Origin of the sequence: Neptuniibacter sp. QD57_21 (assembly GCF_047778075.1) — a bacterium.
GTDB lineage: Bacteria > Pseudomonadota > Gammaproteobacteria > Pseudomonadales > Balneatricaceae > Neptuniibacter.
On sequence record NZ_CP180549.1, the window covers coordinates 1,320,912 to 1,346,781 of the forward strand.

Sequence of the window (25,870 nt, forward strand, 5' to 3'; positions counted from 1 at the left end):
AGGTCCCAGTGGATAAAAGAGATTGTAAGATTAATTACAAGTGCCCTAAAGCTTGGGATGATTTGGATAAAACTGAGGACCCATTTGTAAGGCATTGTGATCAGTGCGAAAAAGATGTCCATTTTTGTGCGGATGTAGAGTCTTTAAAAGAAGCAACGATTGAAGATTTATGCGTTGCTGTGCCCACCGATGACTTTGAAGACGGCGTTATGATGGGGGATATTGATTGGTCTGGCTGTGAAGGAGACCCTATCCCACCACTACAGCCAGAGAAAAACATTGAGGATGCTGATCTATTAGATAACTGGATTAGTGATAATAAACCTCGACGACCTGAGGTTCCTGAGTTGAAATCTGAAAACACCGATATTGATTCATGGCTGAATGGCGAACCTGAAGATCCGTTATCGACGGATGAAATAGCTAAGTAATTTTATGGCCGTCAATAAATCCCGCTTAGATCGTTTTCTTGCCTCCAGAACATCATATAAACGTGGGGATGTGAGATTACTTATTGCTCAACAAAAGATTATGGTTGATGGCTTTCCTGCTTTGGCTGCGAATCAAGTCATTGACCGTTTTTCTATAATTGAGTGTGATGGGGAAGTGCTACAAGATAATCGCCCAATTTATCTGATGATGAATAAGCCTGTTGGTTATGTTAGCGCGACCAAAGATTCGATCCACCCTACAGTAATTGATCTACTTACAGAGCCTTATGGTGATATGCATATTGCAGGTCGATTAGACCTCAATTCAACAGGGCTTTTATTGATAACCAATGATGGTGAATGGTCGAGTAAAATAGCTTCTCCGGATAGAAAGGTGCCGAAACGTTATAAAGTCGATCTCGCTAAGCCTTTATCTGAAGAGTATGTTCCTGCCTTTAAAGCGGGGATGTATTTTCCCTATGAAGACATAACTACAAAGCCGGCCGATATAGAGATTATTGATACTCATAGTGCTCTAGTTACTCTGCAAGAAGGTCGTTACCATCAAATAAAAAGAATGTTCGGACGGTTTAGAAATCCGGTTGTGGGCTTAAAAAGGCTTTCTATTGGCGATCTGGATTTAGATGTATCCCTATCGCCGGGAGAAAGTAGGGAGTTAGTTGAGGAAGAGGTAGCGCTCTTTACAAGTTCTTAGGAGGGAACTTGTAAAGGCGATAGCTCAGAATAGCTATGGCTCTATCGCTTCAATTTCTGCTAAAAGAGTCATTAACTGTTTTAGCTTATCTTGATCGTATCTATTCGAGAAAGCTTTATAGCGCTCTTCAATAGCTGGGGTAAGGTGTTTAATTAAATCGACAGACTGCGCAGTCAAGCTTATCAAAATCCGACGTTTGTCTTCTTCCGATTTTCTGCGTTGAATATAGCCCTGTTGCTCTAGACGTTTAAGGATGCCAGTTAAACTCGGGCTTAAAATACAACAATGTTCTGCAAGTGCTTTTGATTCTAACTCTTGGTGAGCTTTGATGGTTTGTAGTACTCGCCATTGCTGCTCTGTTAGAGAGTTCTCTTGTAATAAGGGTCTTACAAAAGACAGTGTAGCTTCTCGAGCTTTCAGCAATTGTAGGGGTAGAGAATCTTCTAATGTACGCATGTGAATGATCTTTCAAAAATATTGTGCGCATTGTCGGGATTCGGGAACTAATGTGCAAGGCTTAACCGTATAAATCCTCCTAATGTATAAGGTTTTTTGCTTCTGTGTTGCATAATGGGGCAGAAAATTTAAAGTGGCTCAGACTTTAAAGGTATTTAACGTATTAATTTTCTCTGCTTGCTGGTTGAAAGGTGTAAAAGGTGGGTTATCCCGTATTTTCCATAACCATGGTTTCATCATAGATTAGATAGTTGTTTTTACCCTGCTTTTTAATCTGATACATGGTGATGTCAGCGGCTTTGATTAATGCGTTTAGGTCATTCCCGTGGCGAGGCGCTAATGCAATACCAATACTTGCCCCTACGTGAGCTGTCTTGTTCAAACCTACTTCAATCTCTTTTTCTAGTAATGCTAATATTTTTTTCGCTACGGCTGATGCTTCCACTTCTAAATTGTCAGCGTCTCCCGCTAGAAAAATCAAAAATTCATCACCACCCCAGCGTGAAAGAAGGTCGGATCTGCGTAAAGCCGAATTAAATCTGTTGGAGACTTCTTTGAGAACGTGATCACCTGCATCATGGCCGTAGGTATCGTTGATAGGCTTAAAGTGATCAAGGTCGATCAGCATAATCGCGTGGTGGCTATTCGGTTTTTCTATCAATGATTCTTTTATGAGGCGTTTACAGCCACGGCGATTCAGCAGGCCTGTTAAAGTATCGACCTCTGATTCGTATCTTGCTTTAAGCTCTCGATGTACTCGCTCAGATATATCGTAGATGACAAGTTCTAAAAGAACTTCGCCACTTTCATCCAGGACTTGTGAAAGAATGCAGTGTAAGTGCCGATCTGCTTCATCCTCATGTTTAAGACTCAGGTCCAGAGAAACAGGGTTTGTAGAAGTTAGGGCTTTCTGAATAGCTTTTGCTAACTGTTGCCTTTCTTCAAATAATTCAATTAATTTTTGAGTTTGGTTTTCAGAAAAATACTTACATGCCTTTTCGCCGACGATATTAGCGAAAGCAGGGTTGTTCATAAGTAGCTGGCCATCCATATTGACTAGTGCTATCCCTACCCGGGCATTATCAAATAGAAGGCGGAATTTTTTCTCTAGTTTTTGAACCTCGTCAAAGAGTTGATTCTTTTGTTGAATGGTTTTCTGCATCGCACGCAGTAGGTTGTTACTATCGTTTACGAGTAAACCAATTTCGTCCTGTTCATGACCTTTAGGTGTAATAATTCGTTGGCTTGTACCTGGTTTTATAACGTGTAATTGTTGAGCGATCTTTTTGAGAGGGGCCGCCAAAAGTCGATTCACCAAAATAATTACAAGAAAAACAACAAAAATTGAATTAACGCCAAATATGATGATATGCGACAGGGCGCGATTTTTGGCCGTTGCTTCAATCAGACCCTGATTAGGGATTAGGGTTAATTTTCCGATTGGAAGCTCGGGTGTAAATGGATCGTTTAGTTTTAGAACGACTAACCGAGCCTTCGAGCCTATCGAAATATCGCCAGCGGTTAGCAGCATGCCAATATCGCTATTTAGGATAACGCCAGAAACGTTGTCATTGATGATTAGACCATTGGTTATTTCGGTGCCAAGCTCTTCATTTTCGAGGTACACAGCCACTTTAGCGCTTTGTTCTACCGTTTTGACAAGCTGCTGTAAATTTTTGTGGATTTCGTCGAGTTCTTCTTTGTAAGAGAGTTGAAACAGTACTACGGCTGATATCAATAGAAAGAAACAGGCAAATAGAGCTATCGAAATGCCTGTTCTTATCGAGAGTTTTGCATTGAGTGCTTTACTCAACATGCGCTATGACCCTAACCGAATCCACCAATTCTGATTTTCTAATATAACCAATAGCTGTAGTGTCTTTCATGATAGTGTCGATTACTTCTTGAGACGACTGTACTGCTTGGGGAGGCGTTGCTCTACCTGCAAAGATGAGTCTAGCCCAATATGCATTTATTTGTGACAGTGACTTCCCTGTAAGACCTTTGTAAAACTTCGCTCTTTGATCCGAGTCGCTTGGTAAATCTAGCGTCGAGGCTTTGTTTCCGTTGGGAAAGTGCTGTACGCGGCCCATATATAGATCAATTACTTGTTTTCGACTGAGCTGTTCAACTTCACTATCAGGGTGACAAATAACGATCATATCTGCTGAAGCTTGTAGTGAAACAATCAACGTGGACAAGAGGATCATTAAATACTTCATCATTTTCCCCCCCTCAGAATAAAAAGTTTACGTTGATTGAAAATGTGTCTACGGTTTCATCCGTTACCAGCGATGAATCCTTAGCCCATAAGCCCGCTCCATGCGGTTTTACCCATGTTCTGTCCCATTGAAATTTTATAGCGGTGTTGTGATAAATATCCCAACGAACACCTAAGCCGAGGGATTTTTGATCAACACCCGTTTGGTTGTACTGATCTTGAACAATGGTTCTTAAACCCGCGAGTTGTGCTTGAGCTAAAGGAGGTAAAAAGTCAGGAACAGCTGCTACTTGATTTATATCATCGGTATTTTCGATGATAGAGCCTATTCCATACAAAGTGTAATCACCAACTCTTCTTCCTAAGCTAATGTAGCCACTGTGAGAAGAGGTGAAGATATTATCTTTTGTTTTAACTTGGTTTATCTCAGTTTGAACAATCCACTGGTTATTGTCGTAAGTTAGACCAAGGGTATAGTAATCGAATTTTTTCCCTTCTAAATTTAGGTCATTAGCAGCGGATGCTGCATCAGGCCATAAAGGAGCACTGCTATTCAGTGCATCGATGAGAGGCTCATAAAAATCTACGCGATCACTTAATTCTATATGTGCATAACCCAGTCTTAATTTCCAATAGTCACTTTCCCATAACAGGCTAGTGGCAATGGCAGGGGAAACCTTAAGGGTTACGTCATCATAGACGAAATCGTTTTGTGTGGTGCCTACAGTTAATCGGGCTTGGAAGAAAGATTCTTCTAATAGAGTAGAATAGGTTATATCCGCACCATCAATATAATCAAAAGCAAGAGGGCTGTAGAACTCAATAGGCGGCCTAGCCCATAGATATGCATAGCCAACATTTCGATATTCCGACAGCATGAATACATCAACCCCAAGTCGACCGATACGGTAACTAAATGGATTGTCAGGGCTCGGGTGGTATCTTAGATAGGCCCATTCGATACTATTTTCTAAGCTTTGATCAATTCTATTTTTATAGACAAGTTGAGCAGATGCGCTCCACTGGTCGTTTAAAATGGTATCGACTTGGACACCTAACGTTGTGTCTGATTTAAATGACCAAGCGTTTGAATCTTCAGCTGTGCGCGCAAGATTTCTTCTGAAGGTAAGCTCATCTCCAGAATTACTCTTGACTAAGCCTATTGTGGAAAAGCCCCTTACAGTTGTTTTGTCCGCGTGCAGTAATGCGGATTGAAACAGTAAAAGTAAGGAAGCAAAAATATAATAGATTTGTTTCATCATTGAATAACCTTGTCACAACACAGAGTCCAAGCCTTTCAGGCATTATAGAAGGGTTTATTAGAAAATGCTGCTCAATTAGTTGTAGTATTTTTAATAAGTTAGCTGATTTCTGAGCCAGAGCAATATACCGCGGGAAAGATGTCCTAAGGTACTATCTGTTATAGAATTGCGCCTTTAAAGAATATAAAGCAGGCGTAGCACTTGAATCAGAGTAAAAATCAGCTTAGAGCTTTATTAGATGGTTGTAGGATTGTAGATCGTTTCCGTTTAAAACGCCGTCTAGATAAACTAAAACAAGATGACCTAAAATCGGCAAAAAAATTAGTCGATGATCTTGTGGCTTCATGTGAATGGGTTGAGAGCCGTAAAGAATTAAGTCTTGATATTTCTTACCCTGATCTACCTATTAGTAGTCGTCGTGAAGAGATCAGTAAAACGATCGAAGAAAATCAAGTGGTTGTGTTGGCTGGTGAAACTGGTTCAGGTAAAACTACGCAATTGCCTAAAATATGCTTAGACCTTGGATTGGGTTGTAAAGGATTAATTGGTCATACGCAGCCTCGCCGGTTAGCTGCAAGAACAGTGGCAAGTCGAATAGCTGAAGAGTTAAACACTCCCTTGGGTGAGCGGGTAGGTTATCAGGTACGGTTCCATGATCAAGTAGGTGAGAATACCCAGGTCAAATTGATGACGGATGGTATTTTGCTAGGTGAAACCCGTCATGATCGCTTTCTTGAGCAATATGAGGTTTTGATAATCGACGAGGCTCATGAGCGGAGTCTGAATATCGATTTCCTCCTTGGCTATATCAAACGAATCCTACCTAAACGCCCAGATTTAAAAGTAATTATTACCTCTGCGACAATCGATCTAGAGCGTTTTTCCAAGCATTTTAGTGATGCGCCTATTATCGAAGTGTCGGGGCGTACCTACCCTGTAGATGTGCATTATCGTCCTCTGCATGAATTCGAAGCTGAAGATGAGAAAGCTTTAGATCTTCAGCAAGGGGTTTTGGCTGCAGTAGAAGAGTTGCTGCAAATGGAGCGTAAGCAGGGTAAAGGGCCGCAGGGTGATGTTTTGATCTTTTTACCTGGTGAGCGTGAAATACGTGAAACAGCTGAAGTTCTGAGACGAGCAGAATTAAAGCATACAGAAGTCTTACCTCTCTATGCGCGATTGTCTCTTTCTGAACAGAATAGGGTATTCCAACGTTCGGGTAAGGCTGCCGCTACACGATTGATTTTATCTACTAACGTAGCTGAAACTTCTTTGACTGTTCCTGGTATTAAATATGTAGTGGATACGGGTTTAGCTAGAATTAGCCGATATAGTTATCGTTCTAAGGTTCAAAGGCTTCCTATAGAAGCTATCTCTCAAGCAAGTGCAAACCAGCGAGCGGGTCGTTGTGGACGTATTTCCGAAGGTACTTGTATCAGGCTTTATTCTGAAGAGGACTTTGACGCAAGGCCTGAGTTTACAGATGCAGAGATCCGTAGAACCAATCTCGCAGCAGTTATCCTTCAGATGCTATCTCTTAAGCTCGGAGATATTTCAGAGTTTCCTTTTGTTGATGCGCCTGATAATCGTTATATCAACGATGGTTTTAAACTGCTGCAAGAGCTGGGTGCTGTTGATGCAAAACGTAATATCACGCGCGTAGGTTGGCAGTTATCAAAACTACCTATCGATCCACGTTTAGGGCGGATGGTCATAGAGGCTGCAAGAAATAAATGCTTGCGTGAAGTTTTGATTATCGTGAGTGCATTGTGTATTCAAGATCCGCGAGAAAGGCCGCAAGAGAAACGCCAAGCCAGTGATGAAAAACATCGCTTGTATGCACATGAAGAATCTGACTTTTTATCGTTTGTGAACCTATGGGATCACTACGAAGAGCAGAGACAGGAGTTAAGTCAAAATCAGTTACGTAAATATTCTGCTAAGCAATTCCTTTCCTATATGCGAATGCGTGAATGGCGAGATACTCATCGTCAATTGCATTTGATTTGTAAGGAGCTCAAACAACAAGATGATAAGTTTGTTGAACGGGAGCAAGAGGCTTCTTACGAAGCCATTCATCGTTCTCTTTTAGCCGGGTTGTTGAGCCATATGGGCTTTAAGCAAGAGAATAAAGAATATCTAGGAGCACGTAACCGACGTTTTCTCTTATTCCCAGGCTCAGTCGTATACAAAAAAGCACCGAAATGGATTATTGCGGCAGAGCTTGTTGAGACCAGTCAGTTATATGCTCGCTGTATCGCTCGCATTGATCCAGCTTGGGCAGAAAAGTTAGCGCCAAATTTGATTAAGCGTAATTATAGTGAACCCCATTGGGAGAAAAAACGAGCAGAGGTCGTTGCGACAGAACAAGTAACATTATATGGCTTAATTATCGTGCCTAAGCGCAAAGTGAGTTATGGGAAAATTGATCCGCCTATAGCTCATGAAATCTTTATCAGACAGGCGCTGGTGGAAGGGGAGTTTAATTCTCAAGCTGCGTTCATCAAAAAAAATAGGGCCTTATTGCGTGGTATTGAAAAATTAGAGGCGAAATCTCGAAGAAAGGATCTGCTTGTTGATGAAGAGCAGCTTTATGAGTTCTACCGACTACGCCTTCAATCACTCCAAGGTGAGCGTATCGTTAATGGTGCTGCTTTTGAAAAGTGGCGTAAGCAAGTAGAGCAAGAGACACCTGATGTGCTTCTGATGAAAGAAGAAGACATCTTACAGCGATCTGCTGAGCATGTGTCTGTGGTTGCATATCCTGACTTTTTTAGATGGGAATCAGCCAAATTAAAATTGTTTTATAACTTTTCTCCTGGAGCAAAAGATGATGGTGTAACACTTCAGGTCCCATTACCTTTGCTAAATGCTATTCCCCTAGAACAGATGGAGTGGTTGGTACCAGGAATGCTAGAAGAAAAGTGTGCTGCGATATTGAAGGGCTTGCCTAAACAGCTGCGAAAGCACTTTGTACCCGTGCCTAACTATGTCGAAGCATTTATAAGCGCAGTTGAATTTGGGGTGGGTAATTTATACGAAGTATTTGCTCTTCATCTACTTCGTATGACTGGAATCAGAATTCAAGAGTCAGATTTAAGGCAGAGTTTACTGCTTGATCATCTATCAATGAATATTCGGTTAGTAGATGAAAAAGGCAGGCTGCTTGGTGAATCTAGACGTTGGGAAGTTTTGAATGATCAATTCGCGTCGCAAATAAACGAAAGGCTAACAGAGAAATCTGACAGTGAATGGGGACGCGAAGGTATAATCGAATGGGATTTTGGGCCATTAGAAGAAAGTTGCAAGATCAGTAAATATGCCGGAGTTGAGGTTGAAGCATATCCTGCTTTGGAAGATAAAGGTGAATCAGTAACCTTATGCTTGAAATCTCATAAAGATGAGTCTGTTCAAATTAGTAGGATAGGGATTACGCGTTTGGCCCTTCTTTCAATGAAGGAGCAGATACGTAATCTTAAGAAGGCGCTGAAGAAGGATCAAATAACACAATGTGTGTTATTAAGCGGTGGTATGTATACGCCTGCTCAACTGGAGCAAGAGATTATTTGGCAAGCTTGTGCTTCAAGTCTATTGTCTGAGCATGGTGTTATAAGAGAGCAGAAGGAATTTGAGCAAGCTGTCTTAAAGTGCAAAAGCGAAATTATACCAATAGGGGAAAAGCTGTTAGGGAGTATTCTCGAGCTTTGTCAGACCTATAATCGGATCCAAAAGCAGCTAAAAGGTAAAGTGCAGTTAAACGAGGTGCCGGTTTTAAACGATATTAAACACCAGTTATCACATTTGATATACAAGGGTTTTATAAAGCTGGAATCGATTCATGTGCTGAAACAATATCCAAGGTATTTGAAGGGTATTGAAATTCGGCTTGAGAAATTTAGGCGTAATCTAAGGCAAGAATGCCTACAGAGCGAGCAGCTGCAACAATGTTTTTCTCAGTACCAAAAGCGATATGAAAAGCATTGTTCTCAAGGAATCTATGATCAGGAGTTAGCCAACTATCGCTGGATGATAGAAGAGTTTCGAGTCTCTCTTTTTGCGCAGCAATTGGGTACCGTCGGTACGGTTTCTGAAAAACGACTTAAACAGCAGTGGGCTAAAGTGGTCAGTTGATGTAGATCAATAAATTTAGGGAGTAATACTTTTGTTGGGTGTTAACGGATAAATAAATGCCTAAACAAAGGTTGCAGAAGCCTTTTTGGTGTGTTGTAATGCCCGAAATTTATTTCAAAGACCTTGCTAAGGCCTTGTTAAATGGAGTTAATTCCCCGTTATAGGTACTAAAGCAGGAGAGATATAGGGCAGAAGTTAAAGTTTTTTGTAGTTCTGCCGAGACAGATTTTAGAAGAAAAATGTGTTTCATTTATTTGAAATATATTTTTTTTATAGTATTTTCATAGCGTAATAGCGTATTAAATGCGTTATGCTAGAAAAATTAAAAAATTCACTACTAGTATGTTGAATATTATTGAAGGGGAAATGTTGATGAAAAAGTCACTGATTGCTCTGGCTGTTGCCGGTGCTATGACTGCACCAATGATCGCACAGGCTGACGCTACTCTATACGGTTCTTTCCGTATTGGTGTTGAAAGCGTTGAAGATGCTGATCTAAACGTTGAAGATCAGTCTTCACGTATCGGTATCAAAGGCGATATCGACCTAGGTCTAGAAGGTACTAAAGGTCTTTTCCACTGGGAAGCTAACGTTTCTACAGCTGATTCTAACGAATACGGCGGTGGTCAAATGTTCGGTCAGCGTCTAGGTTACATCGGCGCTAAAGGCGACTGGGGTCAGGTTCTTATTGGTCGTCAGTACCACCCACACTACCTACTAATTAGCGCTCCAACTAACCTATTCAACCCAGGTTCTGGTAACTGGGGTGAGCGTTTCAACCTAGGTAACGATCAGCACAAACGTGTAGATAACACTATCGCTTACTACACTCCAAAAATGAACGGCTTCCAAGCAATCGCTGGTTTCGTTCTTCAATCTGATGGTTCTGATTCTGACGTAGATGGCGCTCTAGATGATGATGTAGATGGCTACAACGTTGCAGGTACTTACTCTGCTAACAACGTAACTGTTTCTGCATCTTACGGTCACGTTGAAGCTTCTGATACTGTAGAAGTTGATACTTGGGGTCTTTCTGCTAAATACAAGCTAGATGCTCTTGAGCTAATGCTGAAGTATGAAGATCAGGAAACTGAAATTGGTACTGCTAACGATCAAGAAGAAGACGTATGGGAGCTAGGTGCTCGTTACACTATGGGTGCTACTTCTGTATACGCTCGTTATGCTGATTACGACACAGAAAACAACTTTGAGCTAGTTGATGGCCAAGTTGTTGATGCTGACTACCAGCAGTGGGGCATTGGTGTTACTCAGAAGCTTGGTAAAGGCCGAGTTTTCCTAGAGCACGTTAAGAATGACTCTGACGATGTAGTTGCTGGTGATCGTACTACTGCAGGCTACCGCGTAGACTTCTAAGTCGACATTTCCTTACGGAAATATAGAAAAAGGCTTCCTTCGGGAAGCCTTTTTTCGTTAGTAAGCATAATATTACTAACCTTCTCATAATTAAGCCTTTTTCCTATTTTTCTTCTGCTTATTTCTCGGCTAGAATAGCCACTTATTTATTGGGTAAAGTGAAAGGATCCTTAATGAAAACCAAATTTCGCAGTTTGTTAGCGGCAGGTGCTGTTTCTTTGGCATTAACGCAGCCTGTTATGGCGGAAGAGGTCAATGTAGACCCTTGGGAAGGTTTTAACCGAACCATGTTTAGTTTCAATGATGGTCTAGATACTTATGCCCTAAAACCAGTAACAAAAGGTTATAAGGCGGTAATGCCTGACGTAGCTGAAACTGGTGTTAATAACTTTTTTGAAAACCTTGCAGATGTAGGTACATTCTTTAATAACCTACTTCAAGGTAAATTTGATAATGCGACCCAAGATTTTGCTCGAGTAGCATTTAATTCTACCTTTGGTTTAGCAGGCCTTATCGATGTTGCTACACCAATGGGTATTGAAAAGCACGATGAAGACTTTGGTCAAACATTAGGTTACTGGGGTGTTAATAGCGGTCCTTACCTTGTTGTTCCTTTCTTCGGTCCAATGACTGTTCGTGATGGCGTAGGTAAATTCCCAGATACTCTAGTAGACCCTGTTTATCACCTAGATGATAATGGTGCGCGTAATGCTCTTTACGTGACTCGTGTTATTGATACGCGTGCACAGCTATTAGAAAGTGAAAAGTTGATCTCTGGTGATAAATATATCTTTATCCGTGATGCTTACTTGCAAAAACGTGCTTTCGATATTGCTGACGGTGATACTGAAAACTACGACGATAACAATTTCTAATATAGAAGTTTAGTGTGGATGAAAGCCTCAATTATTCAGATATAATTGGGGCTTTTTTGTAAGTCGTGATATCTGTGACTAAAAATCTATTGCAAGTTAAGTCAACTGGATTTAACGTGGTTTCTCATGGACTCTAGACTAATTTGCAAGGCCTGATATATGAGGCAAGCATACCAAACCATTCTATTGGTCGATCATGTTGCAGAAGCAATTGATTCGATCGTCGACGCCTGTAATCAGCTAGACCTTCCGCCTGTAAAAATTTCTACAGCTTTTAGTAGTGATTACGCATTAGAATTATTAGAAGAGCACAGTTTCTCTTTGGTGATTGTGGGTGTGAGTGAGCGTTTAAAGCTGGTTGATCTTCAGCATTTAGCTACGTCACAAGCCCCGAAACCAATCCTTGCGTTATTACCTGATAGTGAGGTGAATCAGGTGATGGCAGCGCTGAGGAAGGGAGCTAGCAATGTATTCTTACAGTCTGAAATCCTTGATCAAGGTCCAGCTTTCTCCCTAGCCATTAAATCCTTGCTTAATCAGGCGGAATTGATTGAGCAAAATCTTCATTATCGGGAAGAATTAGAGAAAAGTTTGGCTGAGCTTAAAGCAGATCAGCAGGCGGCTCATCAGATACAAAAAAACATGTTGCCTGCCACTGATGTTCAGTTAGGGGCGGTTCGAGCTCAATATCTATTAATCCCGTCGTTATATTTAAGTGGTGATTTCGTTGATGCTGTTAAGGTCGATGACAAATTGACCCTCTTTTACTTAGCCGATGTTTCAGGTCATGGGGCTTCTTCTGCACTTGTAACTGTTTTGCTCAAGAATATGACTAATCGGCTTCTGAGAAACTATAGGCGGCAATCGAGTTTTGACATTTTATCGCCAAAAGATGTGCTCCATCGAATCAACGTAGAGTTGCTTGATACTGGGTTAGGTAAGCATTTGAGCATGTTTATCGGTTTATACAATGAAGCTGACGCTAGCTTAAGTTACGCTGTAGGTGGACATCATCCTATGCCAATATTGCATGATCGGGATGGCTGTCGCTTCCTTGAGGGGAGAGGGATGCCTGTAGGTCTCTTTCATGAGCCTCTATATGATGAGAGAACATTGCAGCTGCATGCTGAGTTTGAAATTACATTGTTCTCTGACGGTATCTTTGAAGTATTGGAAGAGTCGAATATGGAGGCTAAAGAACAGCGCCTTATTGATGCGGTTTCTGGTACTAAAGGTGGGGGGCCGAACAGCATTCGAGATGCTTTACTTCCTAGTACTATTGATGCGGCTCCGGATGATATCGCAATTATGACGATTTGCAGGCAGTAATCATGCAAGAAGGTTTAATATATTCAGCCTTGGTTGAGGGGCGATTTGTCCTCAAATTCGTTGGAGATGTTCGTCTTACCTTGTGTACTACTCTGGATTGCCATTTAGAACAATCTTTAGCTGATCCTTCTGTGAGTGAGGTTTTGATCGATCTGACGCAAGCAGAAGGGATTGATAGTACTTCCCTAGGGTTGATTGCGAAATTAGCTATTAAGGCTGATCATGCAGGAATGGATAAGCCTGCTCTTGTCTCAACAAACTCAGATATAACTCGAATCCTGTATACCATGGGGTTTGATCATATTTTTGTTCTGCTAGAAGAACTCCCGCCTTGCGTAGAAGATCTTAAAGAATTGCCGCTTGTGCAGGAATCTGTTGCTGAAATGCAGGAGAGAATTATTGCTGCGCACCGTATTCTTATGGATCTTAATGAAGCAAATAGGGAGGCTTTCCAAGATCTCGTTAATACGCTCGAATCAGTTAAAGAGTAATCTATTTCGCTAAGTAAGTTATAAACAGCTTCTGTGGATAACTTTGTTAGTTTTTTATGGTTAAGTTGCTATAGGCCCCGTAAAACTTGGCTATTTAACAAATTGCGTGAAAATAATACAGGTTGAAAAGTCTTTAATTTTCAGTGGGTTGAATTTTGTTTTGGATGGTTTTTGTCAAGCTGTTTTTCAAAATAAATCGTGCTGAGAGACAAAAACCTTCTCGCAATTATTGGATAAAGTTTTTAAAGGCCTCTTGAGTTTCAGAAGAGGCTTGTTGATATAAGCTTTTCAACAAAATTAGCTTCATTTGTTCATCAGTCACTTTATCTCCTTTTAAAACAGTGGGTGTTTCAATGACTGAAACCTGCTGGGTAGCATTGCTGTTTGATCTATTGAAATCAGCTAGCTCTCTCTCAAAATCTATCCCTAAACGGAATCCCTTTAGTGGGAGTAGTTCTGCTTTAAATTGAATTGGATTTTTGTCGTTTTTAAGTTTCCAGTTAAGCTCGCGGTTGAAATGCTCTAACTGTCTTGTGGTTTTGATCTCAGGTGCTTTAAGTGTGAGGGTTTGTTTCTCTGAGCTAAATGAAAGTACACTTGGGTGGCTTTGCTCTAGCTCATAATCACTGCCATTTTTTATCTCTGCCGTGTAAGAAACAAGAAGTTGGTTATTTCCATCGGGTAGGTTTAAAGATCGATTGTTGGTAAACAAAGAGGAAACCTTTTCGCTACCGTTAACCGCGTGAACTTTAATGCCTTCTCCCAACAGTAGTTGGTTATCTGCCATTACGTGGGGTGCAGAAATCAGTGTTATAAGCAAAGCTAGTTTTTTCATGAGGTTCTCCAGAGGGTAAGAATGGCTCAATAGGCTTGAAGGGGAGGACCTATTGAGCCACCGTTTAGCCATTAAAACTTGATTTGCATGCCTGCAAGAACGTCGATTTCAGAATCTACGCTAGCATCGTCAAAACTTGCTTTAGCTGCTTCGGCGAAGACTGATACGTTCTTTTGTGACGGGAATTTATAAGTCACGTTGGTGTACCAAGAGCTTGCATCTTGGTTGTCTGCATCAGAATCTACATTTACGTAACCTAGCGCTACTCGTGTTGTTTCTAGAGGCTGGAAAATAGCGACCAAGTTACTGATATCTGCATCAGCTGTCGCTGGGTTGCCATAGTCAGTCGAACTGAAATCCGTTCCAAAAGTTGCAAAACCAGCATCGAATTTGGCACTAATACCCCAAGTATCATCTGAATAGGTCGAACCGCTAGCCTGATGAGTTTGGTAGGCTGCTGCTAGAGATAGTTGAGAAAGTTTAGTGCTAACAAATAGATCTGTTGCTTCACCATCTTCGCTGGCGTTGCCGTCTGATGCTATTTCATGTGATACAACTACAGTGGCATTATCAAAGCTTGCTTCTAGGCGGATAAGATCATCGCCAGAGCTTTTAACTACATCAAACTGATCTTCATCAAGGATCGTTTCATAAGCCGCTTCCACACCAAACTCGTCACCGGCCGTATTGGTTTTACCAACTTTTAACTTTAAGTTGCTGTATTGAAGGCCTAGGTAAGCTTCTTCCAATTTACTATCGCTGGCACTGGAATCGTCGGCTGAACCGTTAAAGGAAAAGTCTAGTTGGCCGAAGGCTTTAAGATCGTTGCCTAGATCGTAAATGATTGTGTTCTTCAGCTCTAAATCATCAAACTCTACATCAAAATCATTGGCTTTTTTGTAGTCGTCACGTAATTGAAGCTGCCAATCACCTTTAAGTTTATAAGTTAAACCGTCAGCGCTGTAGATTGTTGCTGCCATGGACGTGCTGGTAGCGAGTGTTGCGGTAATAGCTACTGATAAAGCTAGTTTTTTCATGTTTGCCTCTTTTGTATTTTTTAGAACCTCTCGCTCAGATTTGTGTCGAGCACAGAGGGAAGCTTTGTATTTCAGTAAGTGACTATTTGACTCAGGACAACTGGGACATCAATTGTGAAATCCTAAGTGCTCAATAGCCGACTTAGAGTTTTAAAATGTCAAAACTGTGCTGCAAAATGGCATTCAGTTTGGGGATTGCAGGCACAGCTATCCGCTAGTCCTCCTTTGGATTAGTTAAAGTTGAGTAGGATTTGATCGCAGGAATTTACAGCCTGACTTGTAAATTCCTGCTTATATTGAATTTTGGCTAGGGCTAGCCTTCACCCTCAGATATCGCAGCTTCGCAACCCGGGTTCTTGCTGGAATTAGTTCTCTTTCTCCAAGCTTCGATGATTGGAGGAAGGACTAAAATTACGATTGCTGTAATGACGATGCTCAGTGTCAGAGGACGCTCCCAAAGGAAGGCAAAGCTGCCATCAGAGATGGTTAAAGCACGGCTTAAGTTGTTTTCCATCAAACCTCCTAAGATAAAACCAAGCAGCATTGGGGCCATAGGGAACTCAAGTAGTTTTAGGAATATGGCTATAACCGTAATGATCGCCATCATGTGAATATCAAAGCTATTAAAGCTCACGAGATAAACACCAGTGATCGAGAAGAAAAGGATCAATGGGATTAAGATCGGTCTTGGAATAACCAGTAGTCGAGAGATATATGGTATCAACGGCAGATTAAGAATCAGCAGTACCAAGTTACCAAAGTACATCGAAATGATGACAGACCAGAACACGTCCGGGTTATCTAGAAATAGACGAGGGCCCGGCTGAATACCATAAGCAATTAATGCACCCAGCATAATTGCTGTTGTGCCTGAACCAGGAATACCCAGTGTCAGAAGTGGAACGAATGAGCCTGTAGATGCTGCATTGTTCGCAGATTCAGGTGCTGCCAAACCACGTAAAGCGCCCTTACCAAATTTTAGTTTCTCTTTGGCTGATGCAAGGTTACGTTCCAGACCATAAGCAAGGAAAGACGCGATGGTTGCACCTGCACCTGGAAGGATCCCAATTAGGAAACCAAAAAAGGAGGAGCGGCCAACGGTAGGGACTACGTGCTTAACTTCTTCTTTGCTTAGCTTCATGCTGCCTAGTTGGCTCATATCCATAGGTGCTTCTTTCTCGTTATGCTGACCTTTAAGCACAGTCATAACTACCTCAGTTAAAGCAAAGGTTGCCATCGCTAAAAGTAAGAAGCTGATACCATCGATCAAATCGACGCTGCCAAACGTAAATCGGGTTGTGCCTGATGTAACATCTGTACCTACAGTAGCGATCATCAAGCCTAAAACGGTCATGATTAGAGCTTTGATTACTTGGCCTTTACCAGAGAATGCCGCTACAGCAGTTAAACCAAGAATCATCAGGGCAAAGTAATCGCTCGATTGGAAACTCAACGAAACAGAGGCTAATGCAGGTGCTGCAAATAGCAGTACCAGTGCACCGATAGTTCCGCCTGTGAATGACGAATATGCAGCAAGTGCTAAAGCCTTACCTGCTTGCTTTTGTTGAGCAAGTGGATAGCCGTCAAAAGAGGTTACAACCGTACTAGCACAGCCAGGCGCATTGATCAGAATCGATGAAGTTGAGCCACCAAATACTGCACCGTAATAAACACCGGCCATCAAAATAATGCCTGAAGAGGGGTCTAGTCCGTAAGTGATTGGGATCATTAGGGCCACGGCTGAAATAGGGCCCAAGCCTGGTAACATCCCGATAAACGTGCCTGCAAAGCAGCCAACAATGACCATCAATAGGTTAAAAGGCATCACCGCAGTGGTAAGCCCGGTAATAATTCCGTCTAACATGGGATCAGCCTCCAAAAATTACAGTTAACGCTTTACCTGGAGCCAGATAAATATCGAGTAGTTGTGTCAGTGCGAACCATAGGAAGATGGCAAAAGGCACTGATGCAATAAATAGGGTCTTGGGTCTTCTTTCGCCTAATAGCCAGTAACCACCGACTAAAAAGAAAATGGTAGAAATTAAGAAACCTAGCCATTCAAGTGCTAACGCAAAAAGTACAACGATCAGTAATAATTTGATTACTAATGGGAAGTCATACCCTTTAAGAACTAACTTTTGGTCATCGCTAGATTTGGTTGTAGCCAGCAGTAAGATGGACAGTACGCCACCTACTATTGCCAAAGCATTAGGAATTGTTTGTGCGTGGAACGGTTCGAATTCATCACCAGGCAGTAAAGGGATCTGAGTTGCATAGTAGCCGTAAGCTACAGACAAACTGAGAAATACCAGACCACCAATATGATCTTTGCATAAGGTCATGAGGATCCTCCTGCTATGGCAGAGGCCATAACTGTCTATTTAAAAAAAACCGAGGGCCAGTCGACAGAGGCCAAAGGGCAAAGCCCTCGGTAAAGAAGGCCTGACTTAATCTAAGTCAGGGATATTGCTGCGAAATGAGAGTGTGTTTACTTAAGAAAGCCAAGCTCGCGCATTAGGGCGCCAACTTCTTTTTCCTGAGATTCTAGGAATGAGATAAATTCAGGGCCTGGTTTGAAAATCTCTGTCCAGCCATTACGTGAACGTACCGTTTCCCACTCAGGCGTGTCGTACATTTTTTCTAGAGATTCGATAAATTCTGCTTGTTGGGCTTCACTTGTACCTGGTGCCGCGAAGAAACCACGCCAGTTAACAAATGTAGTGTCATAACCAAGCTCTTTTAAGGTTGGGACGTCTGGCGCAGCTTCATTTCGTTCGCTACCTGTCATGACTAGAATACGTACTTCGCCTGCTTCAGCTAGGGCAAGCGCTTCACTGAAACCGGTTGATAGCAGTTGTGTTTCACCAGATAAAAGGCCGGCCATTGCTTTACCGCCTGCATCGTAAGCAACATAGCGAACTTGACGTGCATCGCCGCCTGTCGCTTTAAATGCCATTGCTGCAACTAAATGATCCATGCTGCCGCGAGCCGAACCGCCTGCGATCTTGATAGAACGTGGGTTGGCTTTGTAATCAGCTACAACTTGCTGGAAGTCGGTGTATTTTGAATCTTTCTTAACTACAAAGGCGCCGTAATCACCAATAGTTGCAGCGATTGGTGTTAGGTCACGGAATGATTGTGGGAATACTTTGGATAGTGAACGAATCACGATAGGTGTCGAGTTCACCATCAAGGTGTCTTGCTTCTGTTCAGCTGTCTCGATTAAATGAGCAATAGCTTTACCGCCGCCACCGCCAGACATGTTTTCGTAGGAAATAGTATCAACAATACCTGCTTTAGATAGTGCTTCACCTGTGCCGCGGGCCGTTGAGTCCCAGCCACCGCCTGCACCACCAGGGATTAGAAAGTGAATACTTTCCATTGCTTGAGCTTGGTAGGAAACACCTGCTGTCATGCATGTAGTTAATACGGCCGCCATCAGAGTTTTTTTGCTTTTAACTTTACCGAACATCGAGATCACCTCGTATTTATTTTTGTGATGCCTACAAAGTAGTGAGGTTTATTCGACAAATGAAGCTTATGAAATTAAAGGCTTTTTAATCCTTAAAAATCATTTTGTTCATAATGTTTACGGGGCTTTTTAATCGAGGTTAGCTAAGCTTTAAAGTATCTAATGATTAGGGTATTTAGCGAGTTCACTGAATGAGTTTGGATATTAAAGTGTTAAGCCGATTAAAGCTTAAGAGCCGTATGATTCTGATTTTGGGATTAATGGCGATTGTGCAGACAGGCTTTATCGGTGTTTTTGCGGTCCATTACCTGCATAAATCGCTAGATGAACAGATTGGTCAAAGAGCGTTAGATGTAGCGAAAACAATTGCTGTCGCTCCACAGATCATCGACGCAGTACAAAGGGGCGATAGCCAATATTTACAGCCTTTAAGTTTACGTTTGGCAGAAGAAACTCAAGCTCGCTTTGTTGTGATTGGAGATAAGCAGGGGATCCGTTTAGCACATCCACGAACAGAAAAAATTGGTCGGCCAATGTCTGATGATGAAGGTGACGATAATGCACCGGCGCTCGTTGCAGGTAAGGGATACCTTTCTAAAGCTTTAGGTAGCATGGGGTGGTCGATGCGAGGGAAAGCGCCGATCTTTTCAAATGAGGGTGAGGTTATAGGTCTGGTATCGGTTGGCTATCATCTTGATCAGGTCGAAAACATTATTGAAGAGTATCGGATTACACTGATCGCTGTTATAGGGGCGTCATTTTTATTAAGCGCAATGATTGCTGTTTGGTTCGCTAATCACTTTAAAAGAGCCATTTTTGGCTTGGAACCAGAGCAGATCGCTCGTTTATTTGATGAGCAAAGAGCAACGTTAGAATCGGTGCGTGAAGGGATAATCGCTATCAATAATGATGGACAGATCACAACCTTTAATCGAACAGCTGTGGAAACACTAGGCTTAGCCGATTATGCAGAGCTGACTGGGCGTCACATATCAGAAGTGTTACCTGACAGTACAATGCTAGAGGTGCTAAAAACAGGGCAGCCGCAATTCGACGAGGAGGTCTGGCTCTATGGACATAACCTTATTGCGAACCGTCTGCCTTTAAAACAAGGTGATCAGATTACTGGAGTTGTTTCGAGCTTTAGACGCAAAGACGAATTAGCGATGGTGAGTAAAAAACTAACGCGAATTCAGCAGTATGCAGACAGCTTACGCAGCCAGTCACATGAATATTCTAATAAGCTGCATACTATTGCTGGTTTGATTCAGATAGGGGCAACTGACGAGGCTCAGGCGCTTATTGGTCAAGAGGCACAAAGTCATCAAGAGTTGATCACGTTATTACGTCAAGCGGTCTCCGATCCTGTATTGGCTGGGTGTTTGTTAGGTAAATATAACCGTGCTAAAGAGATGGGACTTCACCTCATTATCGATCCCGATAGCAGAATGTTATCGCTACCGGACAAGCTTCCTCGAGAGCACTTAGTCAGTATTATTGGCAACTTAATCGATAATGCGCTTGAAGCTACATGGGAGCATACCGGTTTAGGTGGTGAGGTTGCGCTTAGTATGTTGGATCTGGGTACAGATCTAATTTTTGAGATTGAAGATCAAGGCCCAGGTATAACCGAAGGCGATCAGGAGAAAATCTTTGAAAAAGGATATACCAGCAAAGCTAAAGATGGGCACGGAATAGGGTTGCACCTAGTTAAACAGCTTTTAGGTAATTTAAATGGCACAGTGACTTGTGAACTAGGAGAAAAAGGGGGGAGTCGGTTTATTGTCTATATCCCTAAAGCTCAGGAGTGAGACTTATTAGTAGGTTCTAAGAAATGAGTATTGCTAAAGATGGATACTCAGTGAAATAAAACTCAATTAACAAGTATAAAAAGATGAGTGATATTCGGGTTGTTATTGCAGAAGATGATCAGCAAATAGCTGAGATACAAAAACGGTTTTTAGAGCGTATCTCTGGATTTGAGTTAGTTGGGATTGCCCACGGACTGGAAGAAGCTGAGGACCTAGTTGAGGTTCTACAGCCAGATCTTTTATTACTTGATATCCAGTTTCCTACAGGTACGGGTTTGGATCTATTAAGGAAGTTACGTTCAGGTAATCAGGGAACGGATGTCATCTTAATTACCGCTGCTAAAGAGGTGGAAACATTACGGGAAGCTCTACGTGGTGGTGTCTTCGATTATATTTTAAAACCACTGGTTTTTGACCGACTACAAGAAACACTCGAAAACTATCAACTCCACCTGAAAAAGCTCCAAGCGATGGAATTATTGGCGCAAAGCGATGTAGATACACTCTTGCCTAGATCGAGTGGGCAAAATTCAAGCGTTTCAACTGTTACAGGGGAGGTTCGCCTACCTAAAGGGATTGATGGTATTACTTTGGATAAAGTGCGAAATGTATTTTGTACAGTAAATACTCCACTGAATGCTGAAGAGGTGGGTGAAGAGATTGGTGCTAGTCGAACTACGGCAAGGCGGTACCTAGAATTTCTAGTCAGTACTAATGAGCTCTCAGCCGAAGTTAATTATGGCAGTGTGGGACGTCCGGAGAGGCGGTATACACAAATTAAGTAAGTGTTTTGAGAATTGATCGTTGCGGCCGATAATCTGATTAGGTTAGTGTTTTAGATCAAAGTTGAGCTGAAGATTGTTTAAGTTCTTCATCCTTATTTCACCTGATTAGAGGCTTTATGCTCACACGTAGACGCTTTTTACTGGGTTTACTTCCTTTAGGTTTGGCTGGCTGTACTACCCATGATGCATTTCGAATAGCCACCAGTGTTGCAAGAGGTCAGAGTGTTGAAGGTGCGCTTACCTCGCATGCTAGAAGCAAAGCGACAGGTTGGGTGACCAACCCTAAAGGATTGGTAAATGACTTTAAAAAATTCTCACAACTGATTAGCAGTGTTTGGGGGGAAGAAGAAGCGTTACAGCCAACTCCAACGACCTATGTTAAATATACCGATCAATATTTGAGTCGAGGAGTGGTCGACTTTGAAAAGGGACTTATTCGAGTTGAAACTTTAGATCAGGGCAAGCTACAGAGCGCGATAGTTACCTTACTGCTGTCTCCAGAAGATCCTACCCAAGTGGACCTATACTCTGATGCGCCGGTTACCTTGGGTGGAGAGCCTTTTCTCTACCAGCAAATATTAGACAACGAGGGACAACCTGTAAGATGGGGTTGGCGTGCTGAACGATATGCTAAATACCTTATCGCAAATTCGCTGCAGAAACGCCAAGTTAAGATGGCTGATGGGGTAAGTAAAACAGAGTATTTTGTTAAGTTACCACTTATAGAAAAGCACCGTTTGAAAAGACGCTACCGTTACGCAGCTTTGGTGGATAAGTATTCTCGACAATACAATCTCAATCCCTCCTTAGTGTATGCGATCATTGAGACCGAAAGTCACTTTAATCCTTTTGCGGTCAGCCATGCTCCAGCTTATGGACTCATGCAGATTGTGCCAACAACGGCTGGACGAGATGCCCATCAAGAGATCTATGGTCGCGCCGGTACTCCTTCCAGAAATTATCTATTCAATGTCGAGAATAATATCCGTATGGGATGTGCTTATCTGCATATTCTGCAAACACGCTATTTAGTTGAGGTAAAGGATCCTCAGAGCAAAGAGTTTTGCATAATTGCTGCTTATAACGGTGGTGTAGGTAATGTTCTTCGAAGTTTCTCTAGTGATCGTCGACAAGCAATTAGTGTGATTAATCGATCATCTACTTCTAGTGTTTGGCAGAGATTGCAGAGCCGTATGCCATTAGAAACCCAGCGGTATTTGGTTAAAGTGACTGATGCTAAGCGCCGTTATGTATAAGAATCAAATAATTGGCATATACCTAAAGCGATTCGCTCTATAAAATAGCGCCTTTCAGCTTCGATGATCAGGAGATAGCGTGACACAGTTTCGTCCATGTATCGATCTGCACCAAGGGCAGGTTAAGCAAATTGTTGGTGGTAGCTTGCAAGATAGTGGTGCTGATACCAACTATGTCAGCCCTTATGATGCGGCTTATTATGCGGAACTTTATCAGCAGCATAACCTGACGGGCGGTCACGTCATTGCCTTAGGGCCTGGTAACAAAGAGCAGGCTTTATTAGCGCTATCAACCTGGAAGGGCGGCCTGCAGTTTGGTGGTGGCGTAAATAATGAAAATGCTGCTGAGTTTATAGAAGCAGGTGCATCTCACGTTATTGTTACTTCTTATCTATTCGATCAAGGCCAATTTAGCTGGGAACGTTTAGAGAGAATTAAAGCTGAAACTGGTGCTGATAAGCTTATTTTGGACCTTAGCTGCCGTCGTACGGAAACCGGTTGGAATATAGCGACCGATCGTTGGCAAACGGTGACGAGTCTAGCGGTTAATGAGAATACTTTGTCAGAATTAGGTGAGCATTGCGCTGAATTCTTAATCCATGCTGCAGACGTTGAAGGTTTGCAGGGTGGTATAGATCAAGAGCTAGTTAAGCTCTTAGGAAAAGCGTGTTCTATCCCTGTAACTTATGCTGGTGGGGCGCGTTCTCTAGAAGATCTAAAGCTGGTGGATCAGCTTTCTCAAGGCAATGTCGATCTTACAATCGGTAGCGCCCTAGATATCTTTGGCGGTAAGGGTGTCACTTTAGAAGAGTGTATCGCGTGGAATGCTCGATAAAGTAAATCAAGGATAAGAAAAAGGCAGCGAATCTCGCTGCCTTTTTTTATTTGTGTAGATGGGCACTTTTATTTAAAAAGCTGTGCAAATTGCTCATAGCCTTGGGCTGTTAGCTCCTCTTTGGGTACAAAGCGAAGAGAAGCTGAGTTTATGCAATAACGTAAGCCTGTAGGAGCTGGTCCATCATTAAATACATGGCCCAAATGAGAATCAGCTCGTGAACTTCTCACTTCAACTCGTTTCATAAAGAAGGAGTTGTCCTCTTTCTCTACAATTTCTACCCCCTTGATCGGTTGAGTAAAGCTCGGCCAGCCGGTACCGGACTTATATTTATCCGTCGATGAGAAGAGCGGTTCACCACTGACAATATCTACATAGATACCTTCACGTTTTTCATCCCAATACTCGTTATCAAATGGTCTTTCTGTGCCATCTTCTTGAGTTACTTTGTACTGAAGTGGACTTAGATTAGATTTCAAATAGTGCTCAGATGGTTTTACGAATTGCTTGATACGGTAGTCAGCATCTGAACTTTGGCCTTTGTATTGGGATAGGTCATGTTTAGCATTTTCACCCCAAACCTTTGATAAAAATTGATCGCGACCAGAACCATTACGGTAGTAACTATAGCGAAGTGGGTTTTTCGCATAATAATCTTGGTGGTAATCCTCAGCAGGGTAGAAGTTCTTAAAAGGTGCGATTTCAGTCTCTAAAGGTTTACCGTAAACGCCAGACTTTACTAGTGCATCAACAGATTGGGCGATTGCCTGTTTTTGTGCTGCATTATGATAGTAAACAGCTGGACGGTACTGTTTCCCTCTATCAACAAATTGACCATTTCCATCGGTTGGGTTCATAACGCGCCACAGATGTTCGAGTAGGCCTGCGTAAGAGATGATTTCAGGGTTGTAGTAAACCTGGATCGCTTCAGTGTGTTTGGTTAAACCGGCAGAAACTTCTTTGTAATTTGGATTTGCTTTCTCTCCACCGCTATAACCCGAAACGACTTGAACAACCCCATCAAGCTTTTCAAAATCTGATTCCGTGCACCAGAAACACCCGCCAGCGAAAGTAGCTATCGCAAGCTGATTTGATTGTGTTATTGCTGGTGCAGTTGATAGGGTGGCTTGCTCATTTCCGGTGGATAGGGTGGCAATACCGACGCCAAGAATTGAAATGGCTGAGATGGCAATTATTTTTTTCATTTCTACAGAACCTGTAAATACTGGTAATGCTCATTTAGAGAGCCGGCTACACAAATGGTTCCCTAAAAACTAAAAGGCCTGTATTAGCGAATGCTGAAGAGCGGAATGATCAAAGTTTGCTATGCTGTTAATGAGGAGTATTCCTCACTTAATTGCGGAAGGAGCTAGGTGTCGGTACATCAAATTGTAATGGTTTGCCGTTATGGTTGTTGCCGGTTTGGCCAAAGGAATGAGGTTATGCTTTCTAAATCCAATCCCACTCAAATTGAATCACCTTGTGTAAGAAATTGTTGTCTGAATGATCAGGATATTTGTGTCGGGTGTTTTCGATCTTTAGACGAAATTCTTCGCTGGAGTAAAGTTTCAGAAGAAGAGCGTTCTATGATTCTCAAGAATACAGATCGTCGTAAAGCGCAGTTGTCTTCTATTAGGTTGAATGGCTGATATCTATCAGTCTATCTTTGTATGAACACTGGCTGATATATAAACACTTGTTATGATTTTTTAGCAATATGCTGAAATTTAAGCGTTTTATAGGAAATTTCCTTTGACATATCAGGCTAGTTAGGCGAATTTTATAGATACTTTTTTATACCCCTTAGAAATTAGAGTGTATTAGGGGAGTATAAGGGCGTAAGTCATACAGAAAATAAGGAACATCTATAATGGGCGCTGACAGTGTATTAGCAATGCCTGAAGAGCTATCTATTGCAAATGTAACTGAATGGCAGCAAAAGTTAGGCACTTACATTAACGCGGCTGATTCTATCGTTTTAGATGGCGAAAAGCTCACTCGAGTAGATACTGCAGCATTACAGCTGTTAGCGGCTTTTTGTTTGAAAGCTCAAACTTTGCAAAAAGCGGTAAAGTGGATTAACCCTTCAGATTCTCTAGTTAAAACTGCATGTCAGTTAGGACTAGAAAAAACTCTATCGCTAAAAAATGATTAACCTGCTCAGGAATTAAGTGGAGATTTTTATAAATGGCTAGCATCTTAGTTGTTGATGATTCGGCTTCTCTAAGAAATATGGTGACCTTTACCCTTAAACAGGAAGGCTACCAAGTAGTAGAGGCGGCTAATGGGCAGGAAGCTTTAGGTAAGGCACAGACAGGTCGTTTTGATTTAGTTTTGACTGATGTAAATATGCCGATTATGGATGGTATTACTTTATGCGCTGAACTGCGTAAGTTACCAGCTTTTAAATTTACACCAATTTTAGTTTTAACTACTGAAAGTTCCCCTGAAATGAAGCAGAGGGGTAAAGGTGCGGGTGCAACTGGTTGGCTTGTTAAACCATTTAATCCTGAGAAGCTTCTTAGCACTATTAAGCGCGTAGTACGGTAGATAGAAC

General features: G+C 42.0%; 24 protein-coding genes. 14 read left to right on the top strand and 10 right to left on the bottom strand.

All coding sequences use genetic code 11. The features are described 5' to 3' along the window. The first annotated feature begins 8 nt into the window (after window positions 1-8). Together ACMXYS_RS05705 and ACMXYS_RS05710 are read left to right on the top strand one after the other, a co-directional pair. Complete coding sequence (locus tag ACMXYS_RS05705) at window positions 9-431, top strand: hypothetical protein (protein ID WP_415897890.1); 423 nt, start codon at window positions 9-11, stop codon at window positions 429-431. Window positions 432-435: 4 nt separating this feature from the next. Continuing rightward, window positions 436-1,146 carry a 16S rRNA pseudouridine(516) synthase gene (locus ACMXYS_RS05710; protein ID WP_415897891.1) on the top strand — a complete coding sequence of 237 codons (711 nt, stop codon included), beginning with the start codon at window positions 436-438 and terminating at the stop codon, window positions 1,144-1,146. A 33-nt stretch (window positions 1,147-1,179) separates the two neighbouring features. Here the strand turns inward: ACMXYS_RS05710 and hpaR are convergent, their stop codons facing one another. The 4 genes from hpaR to ACMXYS_RS05730 all read right to left on the bottom strand — a co-directional run bounded on the left by hpaR (window position 1,180) and on the right by ACMXYS_RS05730 (window position 5,085). Then, entirely contained in the window at window positions 1,180-1,602 is a 423-nt protein-coding gene (gene hpaR, locus ACMXYS_RS05715) for a homoprotocatechuate degradation operon regulator HpaR (protein WP_415881687.1), read from the bottom strand. 205 nt (window positions 1,603-1,807) lie between these two features. Further along, complete coding sequence (locus tag ACMXYS_RS05720) at window positions 1,808-3,418, bottom strand: diguanylate cyclase domain-containing protein (RefSeq protein ID WP_415897892.1); 1,611 nt, start codon at window positions 3,416-3,418, stop codon at window positions 1,808-1,810. Further along, entirely contained in the window at window positions 3,408-3,827 is a 420-nt protein-coding gene (locus tag ACMXYS_RS05725) for a hypothetical protein (protein ID WP_415897893.1), read from the bottom strand. The genes ACMXYS_RS05720 and ACMXYS_RS05725 overlap by 11 nt, the downstream gene beginning before the upstream one ends. A 10-nt stretch (window positions 3,828-3,837) precedes the next feature. Continuing rightward, a complete protein-coding gene (locus tag ACMXYS_RS05730) occupies window positions 3,838-5,085 on the bottom strand; it encodes a hypothetical protein (protein ID WP_415897894.1) in 1,248 nt (415 codons plus the stop codon). Window positions 5,086-5,286: 201 nt separating this feature from the next. On the opposite strand from ACMXYS_RS05730, the gene hrpA reads away from it, so the two are divergent. The 5 genes from hrpA to ACMXYS_RS05755 all read left to right on the top strand — a co-directional run bounded on the left by hrpA (window position 5,287) and on the right by ACMXYS_RS05755 (window position 13,282). After that, window positions 5,287-9,213 carry an ATP-dependent RNA helicase HrpA gene (hrpA, locus tag ACMXYS_RS05735; RefSeq protein ID WP_415897895.1) on the top strand — a complete coding sequence of 1,309 codons (3,927 nt, stop codon included), beginning with the start codon at window positions 5,287-5,289 and terminating at the stop codon, window positions 9,211-9,213. A 372-nt stretch (window positions 9,214-9,585) separates the two neighbouring features. After that, a complete protein-coding gene (locus ACMXYS_RS05740) occupies window positions 9,586-10,587 on the top strand; it encodes a porin (RefSeq protein ID WP_415897896.1) in 1,002 nt (333 codons plus the stop codon). Between the two features lie 173 nt (window positions 10,588-10,760). Next, on the top strand, window positions 10,761-11,462 hold the full coding sequence (locus ACMXYS_RS05745) for a VacJ family lipoprotein (RefSeq protein ID WP_415897897.1): 702 nt from the start codon (window positions 10,761-10,763) through the stop codon (window positions 11,460-11,462). 159 nt (window positions 11,463-11,621) lie between these two features. Further along, a complete protein-coding gene (locus ACMXYS_RS05750) occupies window positions 11,622-12,791 on the top strand; it encodes a PP2C family protein-serine/threonine phosphatase (RefSeq protein WP_415881680.1) in 1,170 nt (389 codons plus the stop codon). A 2-nt stretch (window positions 12,792-12,793) separates the two neighbouring features. Next, window positions 12,794-13,282, top strand: a complete 489-nt coding sequence (locus tag ACMXYS_RS05755) for an STAS domain-containing protein (protein WP_415881679.1) — start codon at window positions 12,794-12,796, stop codon at window positions 13,280-13,282. A gap of 226 nt (window positions 13,283-13,508) precedes the next feature. Here the strand turns inward: ACMXYS_RS05755 and ACMXYS_RS05760 are convergent, their stop codons facing one another. From ACMXYS_RS05760 to ACMXYS_RS05780, 5 genes are all read right to left on the bottom strand, one after another. After that, window positions 13,509-14,117, bottom strand: a complete 609-nt coding sequence (locus tag ACMXYS_RS05760) for a DUF2057 family protein (RefSeq protein WP_415897898.1) — start codon at window positions 14,115-14,117, stop codon at window positions 13,509-13,511. Between the two features lie 71 nt (window positions 14,118-14,188). Further along, a complete protein-coding gene (locus tag ACMXYS_RS05765) occupies window positions 14,189-15,154 on the bottom strand; it encodes a porin (RefSeq protein ID WP_415897899.1) in 966 nt (321 codons plus the stop codon). Between the two features lie 313 nt (window positions 15,155-15,467). Then, the gene (locus ACMXYS_RS05770; protein ID WP_415897900.1) at window positions 15,468-17,018 is read right to left on the bottom strand and encodes a tripartite tricarboxylate transporter permease; all 1,551 of its coding nucleotides are present in this window, start codon (window positions 17,016-17,018) and stop codon (window positions 15,468-15,470) included. Window positions 17,019-17,022: 4 nt separating this feature from the next. Continuing rightward, entirely contained in the window at window positions 17,023-17,496 is a 474-nt protein-coding gene (locus tag ACMXYS_RS05775; protein ID WP_415897901.1) for a tripartite tricarboxylate transporter TctB family protein, read from the bottom strand. A gap of 146 nt (window positions 17,497-17,642) precedes the next feature. Next, entirely contained in the window at window positions 17,643-18,626 is a 984-nt protein-coding gene (locus ACMXYS_RS05780) for a tripartite tricarboxylate transporter substrate binding protein (protein WP_415881674.1), read from the bottom strand. A 191-nt stretch (window positions 18,627-18,817) separates the two neighbouring features. On the opposite strand from ACMXYS_RS05780, the gene ACMXYS_RS05785 reads away from it, so the two are divergent. The 4 genes from ACMXYS_RS05785 (at window position 18,818) to hisA (ending at window position 23,313) form a co-directional block, all read left to right on the top strand. Next, window positions 18,818-20,437 (top strand): ATP-binding protein, encoded by a 1,620-nt coding sequence (locus ACMXYS_RS05785; RefSeq protein ID WP_415897902.1) that lies wholly within the window; start codon window positions 18,818-18,820, stop codon window positions 20,435-20,437. An 83-nt stretch (window positions 20,438-20,520) separates the two neighbouring features. Next, window positions 20,521-21,222, top strand: a complete 702-nt coding sequence (locus tag ACMXYS_RS05790; RefSeq protein WP_415897903.1) for a response regulator — start codon at window positions 20,521-20,523, stop codon at window positions 21,220-21,222. A gap of 116 nt (window positions 21,223-21,338) precedes the next feature. After that, complete coding sequence (locus ACMXYS_RS05795; protein ID WP_415897904.1) at window positions 21,339-22,478, top strand: murein transglycosylase domain-containing protein; 1,140 nt, start codon at window positions 21,339-21,341, stop codon at window positions 22,476-22,478. 79 nt (window positions 22,479-22,557) lie between these two features. Next, complete coding sequence (gene hisA, locus ACMXYS_RS05800; protein ID WP_415897905.1) at window positions 22,558-23,313, top strand: phosphoribosylformimino-5-aminoimidazole carboxamide ribotide isomerase; 756 nt, start codon at window positions 22,558-22,560, stop codon at window positions 23,311-23,313. 68 nt (window positions 23,314-23,381) lie between these two features. On the opposite strand, the gene msrB is transcribed toward hisA, so the two are convergent. Beyond that, window positions 23,382-24,416 (bottom strand): peptide-methionine (R)-S-oxide reductase MsrB, encoded by a 1,035-nt coding sequence (gene msrB / locus ACMXYS_RS05805; RefSeq protein WP_415884665.1) that lies wholly within the window; start codon window positions 24,414-24,416, stop codon window positions 23,382-23,384. A 339-nt stretch (window positions 24,417-24,755) separates the two neighbouring features. On the opposite strand from msrB, the gene ACMXYS_RS05810 reads away from it, so the two are divergent. The 3 genes from ACMXYS_RS05810 (at window position 24,756) to ACMXYS_RS05820 (ending at window position 25,863) form a co-directional block, all read left to right on the top strand. After that, window positions 24,756-24,962 carry a DUF1289 domain-containing protein gene (locus ACMXYS_RS05810; RefSeq protein WP_415898233.1) on the top strand — a complete coding sequence of 69 codons (207 nt, stop codon included), beginning with the start codon at window positions 24,756-24,758 and terminating at the stop codon, window positions 24,960-24,962. A 221-nt stretch (window positions 24,963-25,183) separates the two neighbouring features. Beyond that, window positions 25,184-25,468: an STAS domain-containing protein gene (locus tag ACMXYS_RS05815; protein ID WP_415881669.1), complete on the top strand. Its 285-nt coding sequence runs from the start codon at window positions 25,184-25,186 to the stop codon at window positions 25,466-25,468. Window positions 25,469-25,500: 32 nt separating this feature from the next. After that, entirely contained in the window at window positions 25,501-25,863 is a 363-nt protein-coding gene (locus tag ACMXYS_RS05820; protein ID WP_415881668.1) for a response regulator, read from the top strand. Window positions 25,864-25,870: the final 7 nt, after the last annotated feature.

Bases quoted from the DNA above. Each gene is read 5' to 3' on its own strand.
- ACMXYS_RS05710 (WP_415897891.1), top strand. From the start codon at position 436: ATGGCCGTCAATAAATCCCGCTTAGATCGTTTTCTTGCCTCCAGAACA.
- hpaR (WP_415881687.1), bottom strand. From the start codon at position 1,602: ATGCGTACATTAGAAGATTCTCTACCCCTACAATTGCTGAAAGCTCGA.
- ACMXYS_RS05720 (WP_415897892.1), bottom strand. From the start codon at position 3,418: ATGTTGAGTAAAGCACTCAATGCAAAACTCTCGATAAGAACAGGCATT.
- ACMXYS_RS05725 (WP_415897893.1), bottom strand. From the start codon at position 3,827: ATGATGAAGTATTTAATGATCCTCTTGTCCACGTTGATTGTTTCACTA.
- ACMXYS_RS05730 (WP_415897894.1), bottom strand. From the start codon at position 5,085: ATGATGAAACAAATCTATTATATTTTTGCTTCCTTACTTTTACTGTTT.
- ACMXYS_RS05740 (WP_415897896.1), top strand. From the start codon at position 9,586: ATGAAAAAGTCACTGATTGCTCTGGCTGTTGCCGGTGCTATGACTGCA.
- ACMXYS_RS05745 (WP_415897897.1), top strand. From the start codon at position 10,761: ATGAAAACCAAATTTCGCAGTTTGTTAGCGGCAGGTGCTGTTTCTTTG.
- ACMXYS_RS05750 (WP_415881680.1), top strand. From the start codon at position 11,622: ATGAGGCAAGCATACCAAACCATTCTATTGGTCGATCATGTTGCAGAA.
- ACMXYS_RS05755 (WP_415881679.1), top strand. From the start codon at position 12,794: ATGCAAGAAGGTTTAATATATTCAGCCTTGGTTGAGGGGCGATTTGTC.
- ACMXYS_RS05760 (WP_415897898.1), bottom strand. From the start codon at position 14,117: ATGAAAAAACTAGCTTTGCTTATAACACTGATTTCTGCACCCCACGTA.
- ACMXYS_RS05765 (WP_415897899.1), bottom strand. From the start codon at position 15,154: ATGAAAAAACTAGCTTTATCAGTAGCTATTACCGCAACACTCGCTACC.
- ACMXYS_RS05770 (WP_415897900.1), bottom strand. From the start codon at position 17,018: ATGTTAGACGGAATTATTACCGGGCTTACCACTGCGGTGATGCCTTTT.
- ACMXYS_RS05775 (WP_415897901.1), bottom strand. From the start codon at position 17,496: ATGACCTTATGCAAAGATCATATTGGTGGTCTGGTATTTCTCAGTTTG.
- ACMXYS_RS05780 (WP_415881674.1), bottom strand. From the start codon at position 18,626: ATGTTCGGTAAAGTTAAAAGCAAAAAAACTCTGATGGCGGCCGTATTA.
- ACMXYS_RS05785 (WP_415897902.1), top strand. From the start codon at position 18,818: ATGAGTTTGGATATTAAAGTGTTAAGCCGATTAAAGCTTAAGAGCCGT.
- ACMXYS_RS05790 (WP_415897903.1), top strand. From the start codon at position 20,521: ATGAGTGATATTCGGGTTGTTATTGCAGAAGATGATCAGCAAATAGCT.
- ACMXYS_RS05795 (WP_415897904.1), top strand. From the start codon at position 21,339: ATGCTCACACGTAGACGCTTTTTACTGGGTTTACTTCCTTTAGGTTTG.
- ACMXYS_RS05810 (WP_415898233.1), top strand. From the start codon at position 24,756: ATGCTTTCTAAATCCAATCCCACTCAAATTGAATCACCTTGTGTAAGA.
- ACMXYS_RS05815 (WP_415881669.1), top strand. From the start codon at position 25,184: ATGGGCGCTGACAGTGTATTAGCAATGCCTGAAGAGCTATCTATTGCA.
- ACMXYS_RS05820 (WP_415881668.1), top strand. From the start codon at position 25,501: ATGGCTAGCATCTTAGTTGTTGATGATTCGGCTTCTCTAAGAAATATG.